We start from the raw sequence: 17,780 nt of genomic DNA, 5'->3' as shown, positions 1-17,780 counted from the left end.
CGTTTCGTGGCGGATGGGGCAGGTCCTCCAGTATCGCGGGTCCGCGCCCGTCAGAAGGTCGCGGATGCCGCATAGGCCTCTCGCAGCCGCTGGGCCGTGATCCGGGCCTGCGCGGAGTGGCGGGGGCGTCCGCCACGGGCCTTGGCCGGGGGGCCGGGTGCCGGGAGGGGAGACGGGGTCCGGCCCGTGTCGGGGGTCGGCGCTGAGGGCGGGTTCTGGGCCGGACCCGTTGCGCCGGCGGCCTCGGGCCGGGGCTCGGGGTGGTCGACGAGTGTGGGGGTACGGTCGGGGCCGGTAGGAGGCAGGACGCGCGTCGCTTCGGTACCGGTCCCGGTCGTCGTGGGCGGTTCCGCGGTCGCCCCGGCCTCCGGCTCTCCGGCGGGGGAGAAGGGAACGGTCGGTGCCTCGGCCGGGTGGAGCAGGCTGTCCAGTATCTGTGTGGGTGCAGCCGTGTGACTCGTCAGGCGGCGTCGGGCCTGGGCGACCTTGAAGCCCTGCGACTCGATCAGGGCGCGGCACTGCTTCACCACGTCGTCGAGCGCGGGCCGGTCCTGGGCCTGGTGCGCCAGCATGGCCGTCAGCAGGGGCACGAGCTCGTCCGGCACCCCCGACAGGTCGGGGGTTTTCGCGGGGTCGGTGACCTGGTGGAACAGGACGTGGATGTTGGCCGCCTGGTAGGGGAGGTGGCCGGAAGCGGCGAACAGCAGCACGGCGCCGAGCGCGTACACGTCGACAGCGGGCGTCAGCGGCTTCTCACCATTGGCCTGCTCCGGTGGCATGCAGGACGGGGTGCCGACCACGGTGTTCGGCGCGGTCAGGGACACGCTCGACTCGGCGAAGACCGCGAGTCCGAAATCGATGATCTTCGGACCGTTGGGGCCCAGGAGCACATTGGCGGGCTTGAGGTCGCGGTGCAGCAGACCCTGCTTGTGCACGGTCGCGAGTGCCTCGGCAAGAGTCGCACCGAGCGAGGCCGTGAGAAGGGAAGGGAGCGGTCCGTGGCTCGCCACGTGCCGACTCAGGTCGAGCCCCTCGATGTACTCGGTGGCCAGCCACGGACGGTCGGCTTCCGGATCGGCGTCCAGGAGCGCTGCGATCCGGGCACCCCAGATCGTCTTGAGGATCTCCACTTCCTGGGCGAAGCGCTGCCGTGTCTCGGAATCCACCACGGAGGGCTTGATCACCTTGACTGCGGCAGGCTCGCCGCCCGGGGACTCTCCCAAGTACACCTGCCCCATCCCGCCGTGCCCGATACGACCGAGCAGCTCGTAGCCGCCCAGCTCGGTGGGGTCGTGTGGGCTGAGAGGTGCGATCTGCACGAGCTGCCTTTCCACTCGGGCGGGATGTCATTCGGACGGACAGTTGTGTCCGGGTAATAGCGCACACGGTATCCATTTGGACGACGTTCCGTACTCGCTGGAGGAGAAGCTCCGGGGAGCTGACGGCGGCTTCAGCCGAGGTCCCGCCTGCGTTCCGCGAGACATTGGAGCCACAGCTCATACGCCCGGCGGGCCTCGTGAACCGACTCGACGGCGAACCCCGGCTCGGCGAAGCCAGCCGCGGCTGCGTCCCGCACCACACAGACCAAGTGATCCGCCACCTTGCCGAGACGCTCGGCATGGGCACTCCGCAGTCGTGGGGCCAGTTCCTCTCCACGGGCGGCCACGGCCATCAGGTCCTCAAAACCGGTCTCGTCCGTGTAGGCAGAAGGGAGGCCGGGAAGGTCGGCTGCCGAGAGATGCGGGACAGCCGGCGGCCTCTGCCCGAATTCCTCCTCGCGGCCGAGGAGATGGTTCAGCAGAGTGCGTGTCGCATCCGTGTCGTGGACGAGCGCGGAGGTGGCTTCCAACGCATCCAGCTGTACGGGGATGTCTGCGGCTGCCTCGGCTGCGAGCAGCTCAGCCAATCGGTCAGCGATCTTTCGGCCCGTCTCCGATGCCTCATCGATCACGTTGTCGCAGGCGTCGAGTTTGGAGAAAGCACGCTCGGCCGTACGTACAGCCGCGTGCACCATGGCAGCCTTGTCGCCGTCGAACCGGCCTACCGCCTGAGCCAGCTGTGAGGCTGTCATGGAGGAGGCGGCGGCCAACTCGTCGGTGTGCCGCTGCCTGGCCGTTCCGTTGGGCGTTCCGATTCCCACCGTTTCCCCCTTGCCGTGACGGTGTTCCCGCTGTAGATCATGGACGGCTCTTCGTGCGCAGGGCAATCCACGGCTGGAACCTGTGGCATCTGGACATCGTCGTTGGCCGAAACATGCGTATCCACATCGCAGTGGATCACCGAGCTCCACAATGCGTCCATGCCCACCCACGAGAGCGTCGGTGGCGACGCTCGACGCTGCCTGCGCTGCACTGGCCCTCCCCGCCCCCGGAACTGGGCACCCAGACCGCCGGCCAACCCGGCACGGGTGTGTCCGTAACCGAGCCCGGGCACTGGCTGCCCCGGCTGCAGGCTGGGCACACACGGCGCAGGCGTACAGCCATCTGACGCCGGGGACGGGTGCCAACGTACCCTTCGCAAGATCAAAAACTTGAGTGACTGCACCAAACCGGACGGGGAGAGCGATGGCCGAGGAATACCCGGAATTCCAGTTGCGCCTGCCACATGGCGGGCCGACGGCGCGAGGGCGGCTGCTCTCCGAGATGGGTACCAACGGCAGTCAGAAGATGGTCGTGCTCGCCGGGTCCCCGGCTCGTCCGGACGTCGTGCCGTCGTTTCCGTTGAGGACACCCTCCTCGCACAGGCTGCGGGAAAAACTGATCGAAGAAGGGGCGATACGCGAGACCACCACTTGGCCCGGGTGGCTGGAGGTGGTTCAGGACGTCGAGTGCAATTCGCCGTCCGCCGCAGGTGACATTCTCATGGGCCGCAGCTGTAACGGGTGGCTCGAGTGGAAGACGGAGGACGGCCGACCGCTCGCGGACTTCCTCGAACAGGTCTGGTCCGGCCCCAGCCGCGCGTGGCTCGTGAGAGGTGTGCTTCCGTCAGGCCCCGACCTCGTCCAGAGGGTGTGGCTTCATGAGGGCCGGGTGACCCTCGCCGCCCTCCGGCTGCGGCCGGAGGTGGCCCAGGGCGTCAGCAAGGAGCAGCTCCGTACCTTCGTCGACGAGGACTACGAGTCGACTGCGACCTACGACGAAAAGGTGCAGCTCGTCGACGAACTGCACTCCTTCTTCTCCCGGATGCGGCCGGGAGACACGGTGTGTACCGTCTCAGACGGCCGGCTCTACGTCGGTGAGATCACCGGAAGCGTCGAGCAGCGAGTCGCCGAGGACGGCAGTAGCAACCTGCGCCGCCCCGTGGAGTGGGGTAGAGAGGGCTTCCTGCTGACGGAGCTGCCCGAGGAACTCCGGCTGCAGTTGTCGCTGAAGCACGATGTGGTCGATCTGACGACTTCCAAGGCCATCATCGACGGTCTGGGTGTCAGCGACGAGGAACTCGTGCAGGAGGCCTTGGACAGCGGGGCTGAGCCCGGAGCCGAGCCCGCGGCCGTCACCGCCCGCCGCGAAGTGGAGCTGCCCGAGCCCACCGAGGAGCTGCGGAAGACACTCAACGTGCACCGCGTGGAGTGGTTGCAGGAGGTCAGGAACCTTCTGGAGGACGAGAAGCAGCTGATTTTCTACGGTCCCCCGGGCACAGGTAAGACGTTTCTCGCGCAGGAGCTCGCCGAGTACCTCGGCGGGGGACGCGAGCAGGTGAAGGTGGTCCAGTTTCATCCTTCCTACGCGTACGAGGACTTCTTCGAAGGCTTCCGCCCTCGTGAGGACCCCAAGACGCGTGAGGTTGCGTTCCGTCTCACCGCCGGTCCGCTGCGTGAGTTCGCCGCGCTCGCCCGCCGCGAGGGAAACCGGCACATCCCGCATTTCCTGATCATCGATGAGATCAACCGGGCCAACCTGGCCAAGGTCTTCGGTGAGTTGTACTTCCTCCTGGAGTACCGCGACCGCTCGGTTCGGCTGACCTACTCGGGCGAGGACTTCTTCCTGCCCCGCAACCTCTTCATCATCGGCACCATGAACACGGCCGACCGCTCGATCGCCCTCGTGGATGCGGCGATGCGCCGGCGCTTCGCCTTCGTCGAGCTGTCTCCGCGCATCGAGCCGACCGGTGGACTTCTGCGCCGATGGCTGGCCGAGGAAGGCAAGGATCCCGAGCCGGCCGATCTGTTGGACGCGTTGAATGCCCGCATCGACGACGCCGACTTCCGGATCGGACCGTCCTACTTGATGAAGTCCGGAGTCTTCCGAGAGGGGGGACTGGAGCGCACCTGGCGGACCAAGATCCTCCCGCTGTTGGAGGAGCACCACTACGGCGAAGGCGTGGACATCGAAAGCCGTTACGGGCTGTCGGCGCTGCGTGGGGCGGTGGCGATGCAGTCGGGGCAGCAGGAGCCGAGTGAGGGGTCCGACTCGGAGTGACGGCCGTCGTTTCCCTCGTCGAACACGCGCCCGCCCGGGCCTTCCCGATGCCGGACACGGTCGGCCGTGCACTGGTAGCCTCGAAGATCCTCGAAGCAGCTGCCCCCGACTCCTATGTGCCGGGTATGTGGCGCCTGCGTGCGGGGAGCAAGGTCGGGGTGGTGGCTGTTGCTGTCCCGGGTGGCGAGACGGTCACCGTAAGGATCACTCCCAAGATGCCGGTCGCGCGTCTGTTCTTCCTGCTTGGCTACAGCAATGACCCGGCAGGCTGGCGGGACGGCGTGGTCGATGTCGCCGAGCACGCCGAATTGCTCCCCGCGCTTGCCCACGCCGTCGAGCGTCAGACCGACCGGGCTCTGCGGCGGGGCTTGCTTCAGGGCTACCGGACCGTCGAGGAGGCGTCCCTCGTCGTACGGGGCCGGATCCGAGAGGCCGAGCAGATCAGACGGCGGTTCGGCATGCCCCTGCCGGTGGAGGTGGCCTACGACGAGTTCACCACCGACATCGCAGAAAACCGGATCCTGCGCGCCGCCGTCGACCGCCTTCTGATTCTCCCCGCTGTGCCCCAGATGGTACGGACGCGCCTGATGCGCCAGCGTGCCCAGCTGGCAGACACCACACCGCTCGTACGGGGACAGCTGATTCCGGCTTGGCGGCCGACGCGTCTCAACACCCGCTATCACCAGGCCCTCCACCTTGCTCAGGTGGTTCTGGACGGGGCGTCGGCAGAGCACCTGCCCGGTGGCCTGCGCATGGACGGATTCCTCTTCGACATGAACCGGGTGTACGAGGACTTCGTGTGCGCAGCGCTGCGGGAAGCACTGCGTCCCTACGGAGGCCGGAGTGCCCTACAGGCAAAGGACATACACCTGGACGAATGCGATTCTGTTCGGCTACGGCCGGATTTCGTCTGGTATGCGGACTCGGGGAAGCCGCGCATAGTGGCTGATGCCAAGTACAAGGCCGGCAAGCGGCGAGGCTATCCGAACGAGGACCTCTATCAGATGCTGGCCTACTGCACTGCATTCGGCCTGTCTGAGGGCCATCTAGTGTATGCCAAGGGCAGCGCGCCTCACACCAGTCACCGAGTACGCCGTGCGGGGACGGTCCTCCACCAGCACGCCCTCGACTTGGACCGACAGCCGGAGGCTCTTCTGGGGGAGATCCGGGAATTGACTGAACGTATGGTCGCGGGTGTGCAAGGTCGCATTTAGTCACCGCGTACGTGCCGCCTTGGAGCTGGCGGCTCGAGAGTTCGCTCCTCCGAGAGCACGTCGGACCTTGCTGAGATGTCGCGCAGTAGGGCGTCCTTCAGGTCGTACAGAGTCCTGCTCTCCATGGCCAGTTTCCTGGCCATGGAGTGAAGTGGATCCGTCACCTCGTGGAACCGTGTGCGTGTTCGCGCGTCGGGCCATGTGACCTCCAGGCGTGAAAAGGCGCGGGCGGAGATCTCCCGGGCGTGCTGTCCCTGTGCAGCCCCCACGAGGGTACTGCTCCGGCTTCTCAATTCGTGCAGTAGCCACCATTTATCCATGATGTCCATAGGGCGTACCGCCAGTACGCACCTCGTGGGTGACGCGGGGCGCTCGGTCAGCGCGATGTGCGCACCGCCCGGACGCGTGGCCAGCATGAAGGTGCCCGGACCCCAGACGTCAGAGGCATCCACCGGGCTGCACAGTCGGCTTCTCTCGATGTAGGGCACCGAGAGATCGAATAGGTCGGTCGGGGTGACCGTGTCGATGCCTTGAGCGCCGGTCTGGGGGGCGAGGGAACTTGCGGAGCCTTTGCCGGTCCTCGCCCTGGTGACCGTGCCGAGTGGTCGTGTTTCCCACATCGCGCCTTCGGAAGACCAGTCGGCATGGAGAGCATCGGCCAACGCCAGCGTCGTGAACGCTGTTCTCCGGTTGAGGTCGATCTTCGCCTCGATGAGGCTGATCGCTTTGTGGAGCTTCATGATCACTCCCTCTGAGGGGAGCGCGAAAGGCATGCGGCGGAGTGAGTGGAGGCTCAGCGTCGGCTCGACGTGTGCAGTCACCTCCTCGTCGATCCACGCCTTGGCCGTGGGTGTCTGAAGCCAGATCCGAAGCCATCGCACGATGTGCGGGGCCGCGCGGATGATGCCCACCGACCTGGTTGCGGTCCATCCCGCGTGTTGGGCGGTGACGAGCGCGGTATCGCCCGTTCGGCGGACAAGCACGACCGCTAGGTCACCCTCTTGAAGAGTCGCCCGGCTGGCGCGCGCGTCTGCCGGGCAAGGCTTGTCGATCCGAGGGGAACAGATGCGTCCGTCTTTCACGTGGGTTGAGCTCACGACGCCCCGCTGCTCGGAGGCGTCGTCGAGGACCCCGAACGTGGTGAACATGGCCTGCCTCGGAAACTCGTCGATTGTGGTTCTGCGCCATGCCTCGGCGGCGACGCCGTCGGTCGCGGCTTCCATCAGATCTCCTCCAGGGCGTCCAGTAGCCGCGGTTCAAGCGTGTGAACCTGTTCGAGCATTTCGACCAGCTCGCGCTTCAGCTCGTAGACCCGGCTACCGGTGGAGCTCGTGTGCTCAGGCGGCTTCGCCGTGTAGGTGGTGGGCATGAGGTCATAGAGACGATGGGTGATTTCGTCGGTCGTGCAGCTACGGGACCAGTCGGGTTCATCACAGTGGGGGATGTCCGCCGAGCCGCTTTCCGGAATCCCCCTCCACCTCGCCAGCGCGGTCAGGATCCGGTTCGAGTGCCGGTCACCCAGCCGCCGCGCCCTTGATGCCGGGATGAGTTCGAAGTCTCGCCGCGCGTTGATGAACAGCACCTGTCCGCGCCGGTCAGTGGATCCCCAACCGGGACGCGCGCTTTTGTCCTTGTTGAGTACCCACAGGCCGGCAGTTGCCTCGGTGTGACCGAACACGCGAGGTGGCAGTGCGATCACGCACTCGACGATGTCGTCCCGTACCAGCCGTTCCCGGAGCTTTCGTGCTGCGGGTTGGGGGCTCTTGGCTGCGATGTCAGCCATGAGGAAGGCTGCCCGGCCCTGTGCAGCGAGCGCATGCACGATATGCAGTATCCACGCGGAGTTGGCAGAGCCCTTGGGCGGAGGCTCATCCAGCCACCGCGGGTCGACGAGGGGTCGATCCGTTCGGTCCTCTGGCGTCCAGGCAGGTTGATTGAACGGAAGATTCGCCAAGACGATGTCGTACGGCGCTGTCTCCGGCTCAGCGAGGCTATCACCGGGCGGGAAGATGTGCGCCTCGATGCCCCGTACTGCGAGGTTCATACGGGCGACCTGTGAGGTGTGGGCGTGCTGCTCCCTTCCCAGCAGAAGCGTGGTCGGATTCACCCCGACGCACTTGCTGACGTATCGGTGACTCTCTACCAGCAGCCCCCCAGAACCACAGACCGGGTCGAGGACCCTGTGGCCGTCTTGAGGCGCCGCGACACCGATCATGAGGCGGGCGATGTCCTGAGGGGTGAAGTAGTGGCTGCCGCGTGCCTGGGCGGCTGAGAGGTTCACCAGGCACCGGTCCAGCAGGTCCCCCACCTGTCGTGCGGCGCCGATTGCCTGGATGAGCCTCCGCAGCGGCACCTCGATATTGGGAGGCAGGGAGGGCATGGCCTCTCTCATGCCTGTCCCGTTGCCATCGACGTCGGTTGGGGGTAGCCAGTGGGCAAGACACTGGGTCACGGCGCGTCTGATCGCTACCTCCTCCTTCGCGGCCTGGTGTAGAAGCCACGGCCAGGTGGGGGTAGCGGACAAGCGGGAATCGACGTGTGCGGTCCGGCTCAAGTAGAGCAGTCCGAGGACCAGCCGTGTGGCGTCATGAGAGTTCATCAGACGGGACAGGTCTGACGTCAGCTGGCCAACCTCCAACGAGGCGTCCCGCGTGACACCCGCCGCAGGGCGGGCGCTTGGGCGAGGGGCTCTCGTGCTGTTCACGGGCCCACCACGCCAAGCGAAGCCATGACTCCGAGGACCAGGGTCAGAGCTACGGCGAAGGCGGCTACTCCCGTCTTGAAGGCCATCGTGGGCCTGCCCCCTTCGGCGACGGCAACGAGACTGCCGGCGAGGGCGGCCACCAAGGCGGTGAGGACTGCGATGACCACGTATAAAGACCTCTGCTCCACTGGCTTCCTTTCTGAGATCAAGGGATCGGCGGAGGCGTGACGCGAGCCGTGCGATCCCTGGTGCCAGACAAGACAGTAGAAGACGTGGCCTACACACCGCAGGGAGCACGGTGTTTGGGGTTTCTCTAGGAGAAGATGTGCGCTTGGTGCTCTCCGATACAGAGCACCGGATTTGGGGTCTGAGGAAGAACGCCCGCCATACGGCGTGATCCCAGGGTCCTGCGATCCGACTGGAACGAGTCGGCGCACGTGGCTCGGATCGGCTGCTGCCGTTCGCGCTGCCCGTTGAGGCAGCGCCCCAGCCGGCGGCCGCACGGTTCGTCGCCAGCGGCGGCTGAGCTTGTCCGTTCGCATGGTCAGGCCGCGCCACTGCTTGAGCCGGTTGATGCATCGCTCGACCGCGTTGCGCTGCTTGTAGGCCTCGGCGTCGAAGGCCGGCGTTCGGCCCCGGCGCGGCCTCGCCGCAGACGGTGGCCGATCTGGTCGGCGGGCTGGCGGATGACAGCGCGGATGCCGCGTCGGTGAAGGTGATTCCGGATCGCGCGGGATGAGTGAGCGCGGTCCGCCAGGACGATTTCCGGGCGGGTCCTTGGTCTTCCGGATCCGCTTCGCGGCACGGATGGCGGCCATGACGGTCTCGAAGGCCTGGGCGTCGCCCGTCTGGCCTGCGGTGACGCGGACGGTGAGGGGTCGTGCACGGCCGTCGCTGGCGAGGTGGACCTTCGCGCTCAGGCCGCCGCGGGAGCGTCTGAGCGCGTGATCGTCGGATTCAGCCCGGCCTAGAGCCCCCTTTTCCTGGCGCCGACGGCGTGCTGGCGGGCACGACAGATGGTGGAGTCCACCGACACGGTCCAGCCGATGTCGTCAGCGTCGTCGGCAGCTGCCAGGACCGTGGCAAGGATGCGTTCCCAGGTGCCGTCCACGGCCCACCTGGTCAACCGCTTGTGGGCGGTCTGGAACGGGCCGAGCTCGTCCGAAGGTCCCGCCAGGGAGAGCAGGTGCGGTACTTCCCCGCGATGGCTTCCAAGGTTCGGCGGCGATCGGCCCATCGCCGACCGCGGACCGGATCGGCCGGCATCAGCGGCTCGATCCGATCCCACATCGCATCCGTGACCACCCGAAATGCTCCATCACTGCCTCGAAGGAGTAGCCGCGCTCGACAAGGCAGCGCAGCTCGCTCAGGAAGCCGGCCTCGGCGACCTCCACGCCGAACACCCAGTGGGTGAGCATGCCGACGTTCTCGCCGTACGTCTCGATCCGGGTGCGGTCGGAACCGAGTTGCTGGCCGTAGCGGCGCAACTTCCACACGCAGTGGGCCGGGATTTCCTGCAGCGCGACGGGGGAGTGCGTGGCAACGATCGCAAGGCCGCTGCGTTCGGCCAGCAGGTCTGGCAGGGCCCGCATGAAGGCGGCCACTAGCGGCGGGTGCAGGTGCGCTTCGGGCTCGTCGGTGATCACCAGGGTGCGTTCGCTGACGTGCTCGACGAGGCGGGCCATGGTGAGCAAGACGATCTTGTGGTCTGAGCTGAGGCCCCGGAACAGCGCCCGCGCCTTCTCGCCGCGCCTGCGGGGGCGGCCGTGGCCTGGAAGTCCTCCAGCCGGCCCTCCTCCAAAAGGCCGCTGCCGGCATAGAACAGGCTCCGTAGAGCGGTGATCCACCGTTCCGCGCGTTCGCGGGTCAGGCACGCCTCCATGCTCTCCTTGAAGTCCCCGCGTAGCGCGCGCGGGGTCTTGAACTTCGGCGAGCGGGCGGCGGGGATACGCAGGCCAACGTACGAAGCGGTGAACATGTCGTCCCCTCGACGACGGGGAACTCGTTGAAGGCGCTGAACGAGACGGTGACGAGGTTGGCGAACGAGCGTCCGTCACGGCTGTACTCGATGATCTGGCCGAGTCGCTGCGGATCCTGCTCGGGGGCGGCGACCGCGCGGGCCAGGTGAGACAGGAGATAGGACTTTCCGATCCCGTTGCGGCCCGTGAGAGGGTGGATATTGCTGGGAGGCTGCGACTCGGGTTCCCCCCGGAACCGCAGATGGACAGGGCCGACTCCAGCCGGAGGTCAAGTGCTCCCACAGCCCGGGGCCGCTGCGGCGCTGAAGCGACTGGACTGCTGTGTGCCGGCGGGGCCAGCAGTGCCGTGATGGCGACAGGTAATAGGACGAGGGAAATACGGAGAGGCACTACGCGGTACCGGAAGCTCCGCGCTCTTCCCTACGCGCCCGGCCAATAGCCCTGCTCAGGGCCATCGGTCGCGTCAAGAGGCGAGGGCTGGCGGGTAGCACGTGCCAGTGCAGTCCGGGCGGAGAGGTGGCGGCAAGAGGGGGCACGACGAGGTGGCATCGCTGCCCAAGCGCCACAGTGTCTGGCTCCTGCCAGGTCACGGCCGTACCAACGGGAACCAGGACGCACATACGCAGTTCGGCGCCCTCGTCGCTGAGTACCACCGGTCCCACGGGCTCACCCTCCGCCTGGAGGATCTCGATGGCGCGGCGGCCAACGACTTCGGATACTCGAACAACGTCCCACCACTGTCCGACCGGGCAGACGTCGGGGTCGTCACCGATCGGCATCCATCGCGGCGGGATCCCGCACGAAGGTGGACGGTCCACAGACATGAAATGGTCTCCTCACAAAGGCTGGTGAGGAGACCATTCCACGTGACCAGTGCCGTGCGCGGACGGATTGTCTGCGGACGAGTGCACGGAAACGCCCTACAGGAACACTAGGCTGTGGTAACGCCAGCCCACCTTCCAAAGGCCGCCAGCTCGTTGGAAGGATGCGTGTCCATGCGTAGGAGTGCGGCCGACGTTTCCCGGGCCGACGGATGGAAGCGGGTGTGGTTAGGGGCAACCTTCCGTGCCCGCCTAAGGTCTGCGAATGCGCCACGCCTGTCACCTACGGCCAGCTTTGCCGAGGCGACGTCAATGAAGTGGTGGCTGGACCGTTCACCCACAGTCGAGGCCGGTGGCGCCCACTCCTGCCCCGGGACGCCGGACCACTGGGTGAGACGTACGAGTGCCTGCTCCACGTCCCCCATGTCGATCAGGGTGTGCACCTCGTGTATGCGGATGTTCGTGGGGCCGAATGACATCTCGTAGGCGAGGGAGTCGCGGTCGCCGGCCATGCGCGCAACGCTCTCTGCCTCGCGGAGGTAGGTGTCGGCGCGGTCCGCATTGTTCTCCCGAGCTTCCAGCACGGCTAGCTTCAGCAGGAGGGCACCGTCGATGGCGAGGGCGTCGTTGGTGTAGGAGTGCTCGGGTTGCATTCGTTCGAGCTCGTGGCGCAGTGCCGACAGCTTGCGGCGTCCCGACGCGTAGGCACCCTGCCGCAGCATCGCGCCCACTACAAGGTAGCCGGCGGTGAACTGCAACAAGGGGTCGCCTGAGCAGTCGGCGGCCCAGCGAACGCGTTCCAGTGCTGTGCTGGACAGGTCGTGGTGTCCCAGCTTGTGTGCAAGGGAGTTCACTGCTCGGTAGGCGCGAGCGAGGTGACCGTAGGCCTTCTCTCGCTCGCCGTTGCGACCCTCCAGGGCGATGTGCGTCAGTTCTGTGATAACTGCCGGGAGGAGGGGGCCCATTGCAGCGTAGCGCGCATCCCGACGGAGAGCGGCTACCTGGTCCATCTCGGAGGCGAGCACGGGCAGGGGCCTGGGTGCGATCTCCAGGTCGTCAGGGGTGTCGTAGCACAGCATGATCCTGCGCAGCTCAGGTATCACGGCGTGCACGCCGTCTTCGGCCTCGGGTTCGCCGTAGTACGGCTGCCCGGTCAGGACCTCCGGGCCGAAATGAAGCGCCTTGGCGAGCGCCAGGACAAGGGATGGTGATGCCTTGCGCACGCCAGACTCGAGCTTCTGTACGTAGCTGGGCGAGATCGCGACCTTGTGTGCCAGTTGGGCGGCAGACAGCTTCCGTGTCTTTCGGGCGATACGGAGACGGTCTCCCAGCGTCAGGTTTTCACTCATGGGCGGAACAGTCCCTTCGCGACGGAGCACTCTGCCCAGCGTACGTTCGATGTCCAGCCTCGCGGCGAGCTGTGGACAGAGTTCACGTTCACGCCACCGCGTGGCTGAGCCTCTCAGCCGATGTCGATCTCGTCGAAATGACGCCTATCATCCCAGATGTGTCATCAACTGCACCGTCATTTCCATTACATGGCTTGCGGCATTCGGTCAATAAGCATGCGGAAGATCGCTCAGGACAGTTTGTCCGCTGTCCACCCCCTCGCCGATGGAATCGTCTCCTCACAACACGACCCGCCCACATCGCATTTGCTGAGAAGCCGCGAACTGCCAGCGCTTCTGTGCCCCGGGGACGGGCTCGCCCGACACAGGTGAGGGAGTCTCGACTTGCACTACCTGTCGCCCATTTGGTCGCGCAGCGCGCCGCCGTTGCCGCGACTGAACGCAGTTGCTGCAACCCGCACACGAGAGGCTCCGTGTCAACCGGGCAGCTCGCGGGCGGTGGACGGCCCCAGAGCCGTGGTGCTTGACCTGTTCGGGACTCTTGTCGCCGCTCCGGACGTCACCGAACGTGCTGCCGCGGTGGTCGAGCTCTCCTCCGCACTCGGTGTCGCCAGGGAGACCGTCGACCTGGCACTTTCCAGGAGCTGGCGGGTCCGGCACGACGGGGAGTTGCGCTCGGGAGCCGCTGTCGCCGCGTATCTCGCCGAGCGATGTGGTGCATCGGAGGACCACGTGGCGGACGCGGCATCGGTGCTTCGTCGACTCGCAGCGACCCGGCTGGCTGCCGACGAGTCGATCTGTCGGGCGCTGGCTGAGTTACGGCGCTCTGGGCTACGTCTGGCACTGCTCAGTGACGCTTCCCCGGACATTGCCGAGTCCTGGAGCACGTCGGCCCTCGCCCAGTATTTCGAGCTGGCGTTATTCAGTTGCTGGGAAGGGGCGATGAAGCCGGCCCCCGGTCTCTTCGACCGAGTGCTGGTGCGGCTCGGCGTAACACCGGGCAACACCGTCTACTGCGGGGACGGCGGCGGTGACGAATTGGCAGGGGCTCAGCGGTCGGGGATGACGCCCCTGCGTGTGACACGCCGCGGCGGTTCACACCGCCTCGCTTTTGGTGAGACGCCATGGTCCGGAGCGTCCTTACCGGCAGTGGAGTTCCTGCCTGCGGTGCTGGCCGACGGGTGGGCCGCATGAACACGGCGACGCGTGCATGGAGGGTTCGCGGGGGTATCCCACAACTTGAGGAAGCCCCGGTATCATGCACCTCGGGTTCCACCAGTGGCACAGCTCTCGTTCATGTCCGGTACGCGGGCGTCTGCGGCAGCGATGTCCCCAAGCTCCACCCCTCATGGGGCGGCTCGATACCTACGCCGTGGTTCCCAGGGCACGAGATCGTCGGCAGGGAAGCCCGATCTGGTGCCTGGGCCGCCATCGATTCGCTGATCGGGTGCGACTCTTGCCATGACTGCCGGCACGGGCGAACGGACCTGTGCCAGGACCTGCGGCGCGTCGGATGGGATCTTCCCGGTGGTCTCGCCGAGATCGTTCGGGTCCCGGAATCCAGCGTGGTGAAGCTCCCCAGTTTCCGAGACCCCGCTCACGGCATTCTGGCCGATCCCATGGCGGTGGCGCTGCACGGCGTCCGCTGCGGAATGCAAGCAGCCCCGGGGCGTCTCGGAGTCATCGGCGCCGGTGCGCTTGGGATCTGTACGGCGATCTATGCCTCCGAGGCCGGGTGGGACGTGCACCTCACGGTCCGGTCTGCCACGCGGCAGAGCGAGCTGAAGTCAGCCCTCACCGGGCCGCGCCTCACAGTGCACCACGGCGCTCTACCGCCATGTGATGCCGTTGTCGACGCTGCTGCCGGGCACGACGATTCCCCCTTACGCCAGGCTGCCGCAGCGGTCCGGGACGGAGGAACGGTACTCGTGCAGAACGCCTACGCCCCGGACGTCACCCTCTCCCTACCGCTCCGCGATCTCTTCCGTCGTTCGGTAACCCTGCGTGGCTCCTTCTCGTACTGCCGCGCCAACGGCCGCGACGACTTCCACGACGCCCTCGCTCTCCTCAGCCAAGGCGGAGCGTGGGCCGACCTGCTGACGCGGGACCGCTATCCCCTGTGCGAACTACCCCAGGCGCTGGCGGCACTGCGGCGTCAGGACCATCACCGCCCGTTCAAAGTCCTGCTGACCTCGAACACCTGACTCCTTGGAGCCACGACCATGACCGTCTCCATTCCGCCACTGATCCACAAGATCAACTCTCGTGTCACGATCGAACCCCATGAGGTCCACGATGGGGTCCTCGCGGTCCTCGAACTCCCGGCCGGCAATACACGCGATGTGATGCTCGGCAGCGTTCTGACCGGCCTGTTGTTACGTGGCCCAAGGATCGGAGAAGTAGAGGCCGCCATCCGCGCCGCCACCCACCTGGACCGGGCCGGCTGGGATTTCCACCGACCGCCTGAGGGGATTCGATTCGTCGGCTACACCGGTAGCGGGAAGAAGACCCTCAAGACGATCAATCTCAGTTCGAGCGCCGCGCTTGTCGCGGCCACAGGCGGGGCACACATCGCCAAGCTCGGCTCTCGCAGCGCCTCCTCCAAGACCGGGTCACGTGACTTCATCGACCTCGTCGGCGCGGAGATCGAGGCAGTGCCGCATGGAGAGATGGTCGGCATCGCAGCCGATTGCGGATTCGGCTTCTTCTCCATCGAGCACCGGGTGCCCGAGTTCGACCAGCGCTACGGAGGCAGGTTCCAGGCGGTACACGCCCTGAGCCTGGCCTTCCCTGCGCTGCTGAGCCCCGTGGTCTGTCCCGCCTACGTCTACGGACTCTCGCACCCCGCGGTCGACGTCTCCGCGAGGCTCCTTTCCCGGCTCGGGCTGCCAGACGCGACTGTGGTCAACTCCTCCGCCGACACGACACTCCAGGTCGACGAACTCCTCCCCGGGACCAAAGTTCGTGCCTGCCGGATCAGCGACAGCCTGGAGGACCACACCCTCGCCGACGACGTGACGCGAGCCGCGGCGTCCATGCCCCGAAACCTGAGTTGCATTACCCAGCACGCGGACCCCCACTCGAACGTGGCCGCTGCGGTGCGTGTCCTGGCCGGCCGGGACACCTCGCCCGCTCGCGACGCTGTCGCTCTCAACGCGGCCCTGCTTCTTCTCACGGCTCACATGGTCCCGACTCTCCAGGCAGGCCTCGACACCGCGCTCACCATCCTCCGCGACGGCGCGGGATTGGACACACTGCTCCGCTTCGTCCGCCTCACCGGCGGCTCGCCCCTCGCGCTCGAAGCGCTGCTCCACCGGGACTCTCACCCGGCTTCCGCACACCACGCGCCCCACAGGGAGAAGGCCGCATGCTGACCCACGACGAACTGGGCGTCATCCACCTGGTTCTCAACACCGATTGCAACGCCTGGGACTTGGCGCCCACCCCGTCCTCTCCGGGCGTGTGCCGCTTCTGCTACCGCGAGCGAAACCGCGTCAAGGCCGACGCGGATACGGTCGCCCGCGTCATCGACCGCCTCCGATCTGAGTCGGAGGCGCACCGGATCGTCTTCACCGGCGGTGACCCGGTGATGCCGTACGAGAACCACCTGGAGCTCGCCCTCCGGCACGCCCGCTCCGCCGGCTTCGAGACGAACCTGCACACCAACGGCCTTCTCCTGAAAGGACGCTACCCCGACATCCGCGATCACGTAACCGTCTACTCCCTGGCAGTCGACGGCCCGGATGCCGAGACCGCCGACTGGTACCGCGGACAGGGCTACTTCGACTGCTTCCAGGCCAACACGGCCATGCTCACCTCCGACCGGCGGCGCCTCGCCATTAACACCTTCACCACAGCGCACTCCATCCAGACGCTCCAGGACCTGGCCCGGCTCATCAGCAATCTGGCCGTCACCACCCCGGTCGAGTACTGGCTGATCTCCCAGTACCGGCCCATCGGTCGCGCCAACCCCCAAAAGGCGGAGATCTACGGTTTCGGACGCGAGGACTTCCTCCAGGCCGTGAACGATGCCCGTGCACTCGTCCCCGACATCGCTGTCTTCGCCCAGCCGACACGCGCCCCACACGATGCCTACCCGTTCCGCGTCTGGGTCCTCGCGGACGGCACGGTCACAGCAGACCTCGGCAGCGTCTCGGCACCACGCAACGCCGTGCTCGGAAACCTCCTGACTGACGGCTTCGAGTGGCTCGTCCGCCGCGCCTTCGCGCTCCGCGCAGACTCCTCCTCGCCTCAGGAAGTGACCTCATGAAGTTCGACACCGCCTACTACGAGAACGTCATCGACCAGCACCGTTACGAGCGCCTCGGCCTCGGCACCATCGACTTCGCCCTCGCCGGCATGAGCCCCGACGACCTGTGCACCAAGTGGGTGTGCCACACCGGTGCCCGCGAGTTCGCCGAGGCGTTGGAGTCCGGCCAGCCCGCGATCGTGACCACCGGTGTCGGCCTCGGAGGCCCTCCCCACGCCGGCACCGTGTTCCAGCTGCTGCGCGCGATCAAGCTCCAGCAGCAGGGGCTCGACGTGCAGATCGTCCTCGGGGACCTTGACTCCTACAACGCACGCAGCACCCCGCTGGATGTGGTGCGCCGGATCGCGGACCAGTACGAGGAGTTCGTACGCCGCCTCGGGTTCGACGATCAGCGTGGAGTGCTGCGTCGTCAGGAAGGCCACACCGACGTGCTGGGCACGGCCTTCCTGCTCTCACGGCATCTTGACGACTCGGACTTCCAATGGGCGGAGGAGGACCTCTCCGGTCTCTACCGCAGCCACGGCGTCTTCGACCACCTCTCGTACGGCATGAAGCAGGCCACCCTCCTCATGGCCGCCGACTTCGTGCAGCTCCTCTCCGAAGGGCGGCACGTACTGGTCTCCCTCGGGGTCGACGAGCACAAGTACGTGGCCCTCGCCCGCCGCGGCGCCGAACGCTGGGGGCTCCCCGCACACCGCCTGTCCGGCATCTACACCAAGATGATCCCCGGCCTGGGTGGCCTGCCGAAGATGAGCAAGAGCATCCCCGGCTCGGGGATCGACGCCTCGATGTACGCCGAGGACATCCGCGTCCTGCTCTCCGCCGACACGGACACCGCCCCCGAGGACGACGGCTCGGCCCTGCTCCAGATGTACGCATGCCTTCCCGAGGTCGACGGCCTGGCCTACGACCGTGCGGCGACCGCACGCCGCAGCGGCGCTCCCGAGTGGCAGACGCTGCGCGAGGAGCTCGTCGAGCGCGTGATCACCATCTTCTCCCTCTGGCCGAAGTAACCGAAGGAGCAT

14 protein-coding genes and 2 pseudogenes are annotated in these 17,780 nt (G+C 66.8%); 8 read left to right on the top strand and 8 right to left on the bottom strand.

Annotated elements, in window-relative coordinates; all coding sequences use genetic code 11:
- Window positions 1–50: 50 nt before the first annotated feature.
- Both KO717_RS09080 and KO717_RS09075 read right to left on the bottom strand, forming a co-directional pair.
- Complete coding sequence (locus KO717_RS09080; protein ID WP_301365749.1) at window positions 51–1,319, bottom strand: serine/threonine-protein kinase; 1,269 nt, start codon at window positions 1,317–1,319, stop codon at window positions 51–53.
- 131 nt (window positions 1,320–1,450) lie between these two features.
- Window positions 1,451–2,140 carry a hypothetical protein gene (locus KO717_RS09075; RefSeq protein WP_301365747.1) on the bottom strand — a complete coding sequence of 230 codons (690 nt, stop codon included), beginning with the start codon at window positions 2,138–2,140 and terminating at the stop codon, window positions 1,451–1,453.
- Between the two features lie 424 nt (window positions 2,141–2,564).
- Between KO717_RS09075 and KO717_RS09070 the strand changes: the two genes are divergently transcribed.
- Complete coding sequence (locus KO717_RS09070; RefSeq protein ID WP_301365745.1) at window positions 2,565–4,418, top strand: DUF4357 domain-containing protein; 1,854 nt, start codon at window positions 2,565–2,567, stop codon at window positions 4,416–4,418.
- Window positions 4,415–5,632, top strand: a complete 1,218-nt coding sequence (locus KO717_RS09065) for an McrC family protein (protein WP_301365743.1) — start codon at window positions 4,415–4,417, stop codon at window positions 5,630–5,632. Before KO717_RS09070 ends, KO717_RS09065 begins: the two co-directional genes overlap by 4 nt.
- Here KO717_RS09065 and KO717_RS09060 read toward each other — a convergent pair.
- From KO717_RS09060 to KO717_RS09035, 6 genes and pseudogenes are all read right to left on the bottom strand, one after another.
- Complete coding sequence (locus KO717_RS09060; protein WP_301365742.1) at window positions 5,629–6,855, bottom strand: hypothetical protein; 1,227 nt, start codon at window positions 6,853–6,855, stop codon at window positions 5,629–5,631. The two genes, KO717_RS09065 and KO717_RS09060, sit on opposite strands and share 4 nt — an antisense overlap.
- Entirely contained in the window at window positions 6,855–8,024 is a 1,170-nt protein-coding gene (locus tag KO717_RS09055) for an N-6 DNA methylase (protein ID WP_301365740.1), read from the bottom strand. The genes KO717_RS09060 and KO717_RS09055 overlap by 1 nt, the downstream gene beginning before the upstream one ends.
- Before the next feature lie 308 nt (window positions 8,025–8,332).
- Window positions 8,333–8,503, bottom strand: a complete 171-nt coding sequence (locus KO717_RS09050) for a hypothetical protein (protein ID WP_301374434.1) — start codon at window positions 8,501–8,503, stop codon at window positions 8,333–8,335.
- A 354-nt stretch (window positions 8,504–8,857) separates the two neighbouring features.
- Window positions 8,858–9,626 (bottom strand): annotated as a pseudogene (locus tag KO717_RS09045) (IS5 family transposase); the annotation flags it as partial.
- Window positions 9,602–10,021, bottom strand: coding sequence for an AAA family ATPase (locus KO717_RS09040; protein ID WP_301365738.1), 420 nt, complete (start codon window positions 10,019–10,021; stop codon window positions 9,602–9,604). The pseudogene KO717_RS09045 and the gene KO717_RS09040, both read right to left, overlap by 25 nt.
- A 1,225-nt stretch (window positions 10,022–11,246) precedes the next feature.
- Window positions 11,247–12,485, bottom strand: a complete 1,239-nt coding sequence (locus KO717_RS09035) for a helix-turn-helix domain-containing protein (RefSeq protein WP_301365736.1) — start codon at window positions 12,483–12,485, stop codon at window positions 11,247–11,249.
- Between the two features lie 516 nt (window positions 12,486–13,001).
- Between KO717_RS09035 and KO717_RS09030 the strand changes: the two genes are divergently transcribed.
- The 6 genes and pseudogenes from KO717_RS09030 (at window position 13,002) to KO717_RS09010 (ending at window position 17,768) form a co-directional block, all read left to right on the top strand.
- Window positions 13,002–13,679: an HAD family hydrolase gene (locus KO717_RS09030; RefSeq protein WP_301365734.1), complete on the top strand. Its 678-nt coding sequence runs from the start codon at window positions 13,002–13,004 to the stop codon at window positions 13,677–13,679.
- A pseudogene (locus KO717_RS37330) lies at window positions 13,610–14,053 on the top strand (alcohol dehydrogenase catalytic domain-containing protein); the annotation flags it as partial. The gene KO717_RS09030 and the pseudogene KO717_RS37330, both read left to right, overlap by 70 nt.
- Before the next feature lie 360 nt (window positions 14,054–14,413).
- On the top strand, window positions 14,414–14,689 hold the full coding sequence (locus KO717_RS09025; RefSeq protein WP_301365732.1) for a hypothetical protein: 276 nt from the start codon (window positions 14,414–14,416) through the stop codon (window positions 14,687–14,689).
- 18 nt (window positions 14,690–14,707) lie between these two features.
- Window positions 14,708–15,859, top strand: a complete 1,152-nt coding sequence (locus KO717_RS09020) for a hypothetical protein (RefSeq protein ID WP_301365730.1) — start codon at window positions 14,708–14,710, stop codon at window positions 15,857–15,859.
- Window positions 15,853–16,755, top strand: coding sequence for a radical SAM protein (locus KO717_RS09015; protein ID WP_301365729.1), 903 nt, complete (start codon window positions 15,853–15,855; stop codon window positions 16,753–16,755). The genes KO717_RS09020 and KO717_RS09015 overlap by 7 nt, the downstream gene beginning before the upstream one ends.
- Entirely contained in the window at window positions 16,752–17,768 is a 1,017-nt protein-coding gene (locus KO717_RS09010) for a hypothetical protein (RefSeq protein WP_301365728.1), read from the top strand. The genes KO717_RS09015 and KO717_RS09010 overlap by 4 nt, the downstream gene beginning before the upstream one ends.
- The last annotated feature ends 12 nt before the right edge of the window (window positions 17,769–17,780 follow it).

It is taken from the genome of Streptomyces xanthophaeus, assembly GCF_030440515.1.
GTDB lineage: Bacteria > Actinomycetota > Actinomycetes > Streptomycetales > Streptomycetaceae > Streptomyces > Streptomyces kutzneri.
This window is presented reverse-complemented; position numbering and strand designations above follow the sequence as displayed.

What these genes read in the sequence shown, in the direction of transcription:
- KO717_RS09055 (WP_301365740.1), bottom strand. Translation starts at nt 8,024, where the DNA reads ATGAGAGAGGCCATGCCCTCCCTGCCTCCCAATATCGAGGTGCCGCTG.
- KO717_RS09020 (WP_301365730.1), top strand. Translation starts at nt 14,708, where the DNA reads ATGACCGTCTCCATTCCGCCACTGATCCACAAGATCAACTCTCGTGTC.
- KO717_RS09015 (WP_301365729.1), top strand. Translation starts at nt 15,853, where the DNA reads ATGCTGACCCACGACGAACTGGGCGTCATCCACCTGGTTCTCAACACC.
- KO717_RS09060 (WP_301365742.1), bottom strand. Translation starts at nt 6,855, where the DNA reads ATGGAAGCCGCGACCGACGGCGTCGCCGCCGAGGCATGGCGCAGAACC.
- KO717_RS09035 (WP_301365736.1), bottom strand. Translation starts at nt 12,485, where the DNA reads ATGAGTGAAAACCTGACGCTGGGAGACCGTCTCCGTATCGCCCGAAAG.
- KO717_RS09070 (WP_301365745.1), top strand. Translation starts at nt 2,565, where the DNA reads ATGGCCGAGGAATACCCGGAATTCCAGTTGCGCCTGCCACATGGCGGG.
- KO717_RS09010 (WP_301365728.1), top strand. Translation starts at nt 16,752, where the DNA reads ATGAAGTTCGACACCGCCTACTACGAGAACGTCATCGACCAGCACCGT.
- KO717_RS09040 (WP_301365738.1), bottom strand. Translation starts at nt 10,021, where the DNA reads ATGGCCCGCCTCGTCGAGCACGTCAGCGAACGCACCCTGGTGATCACC.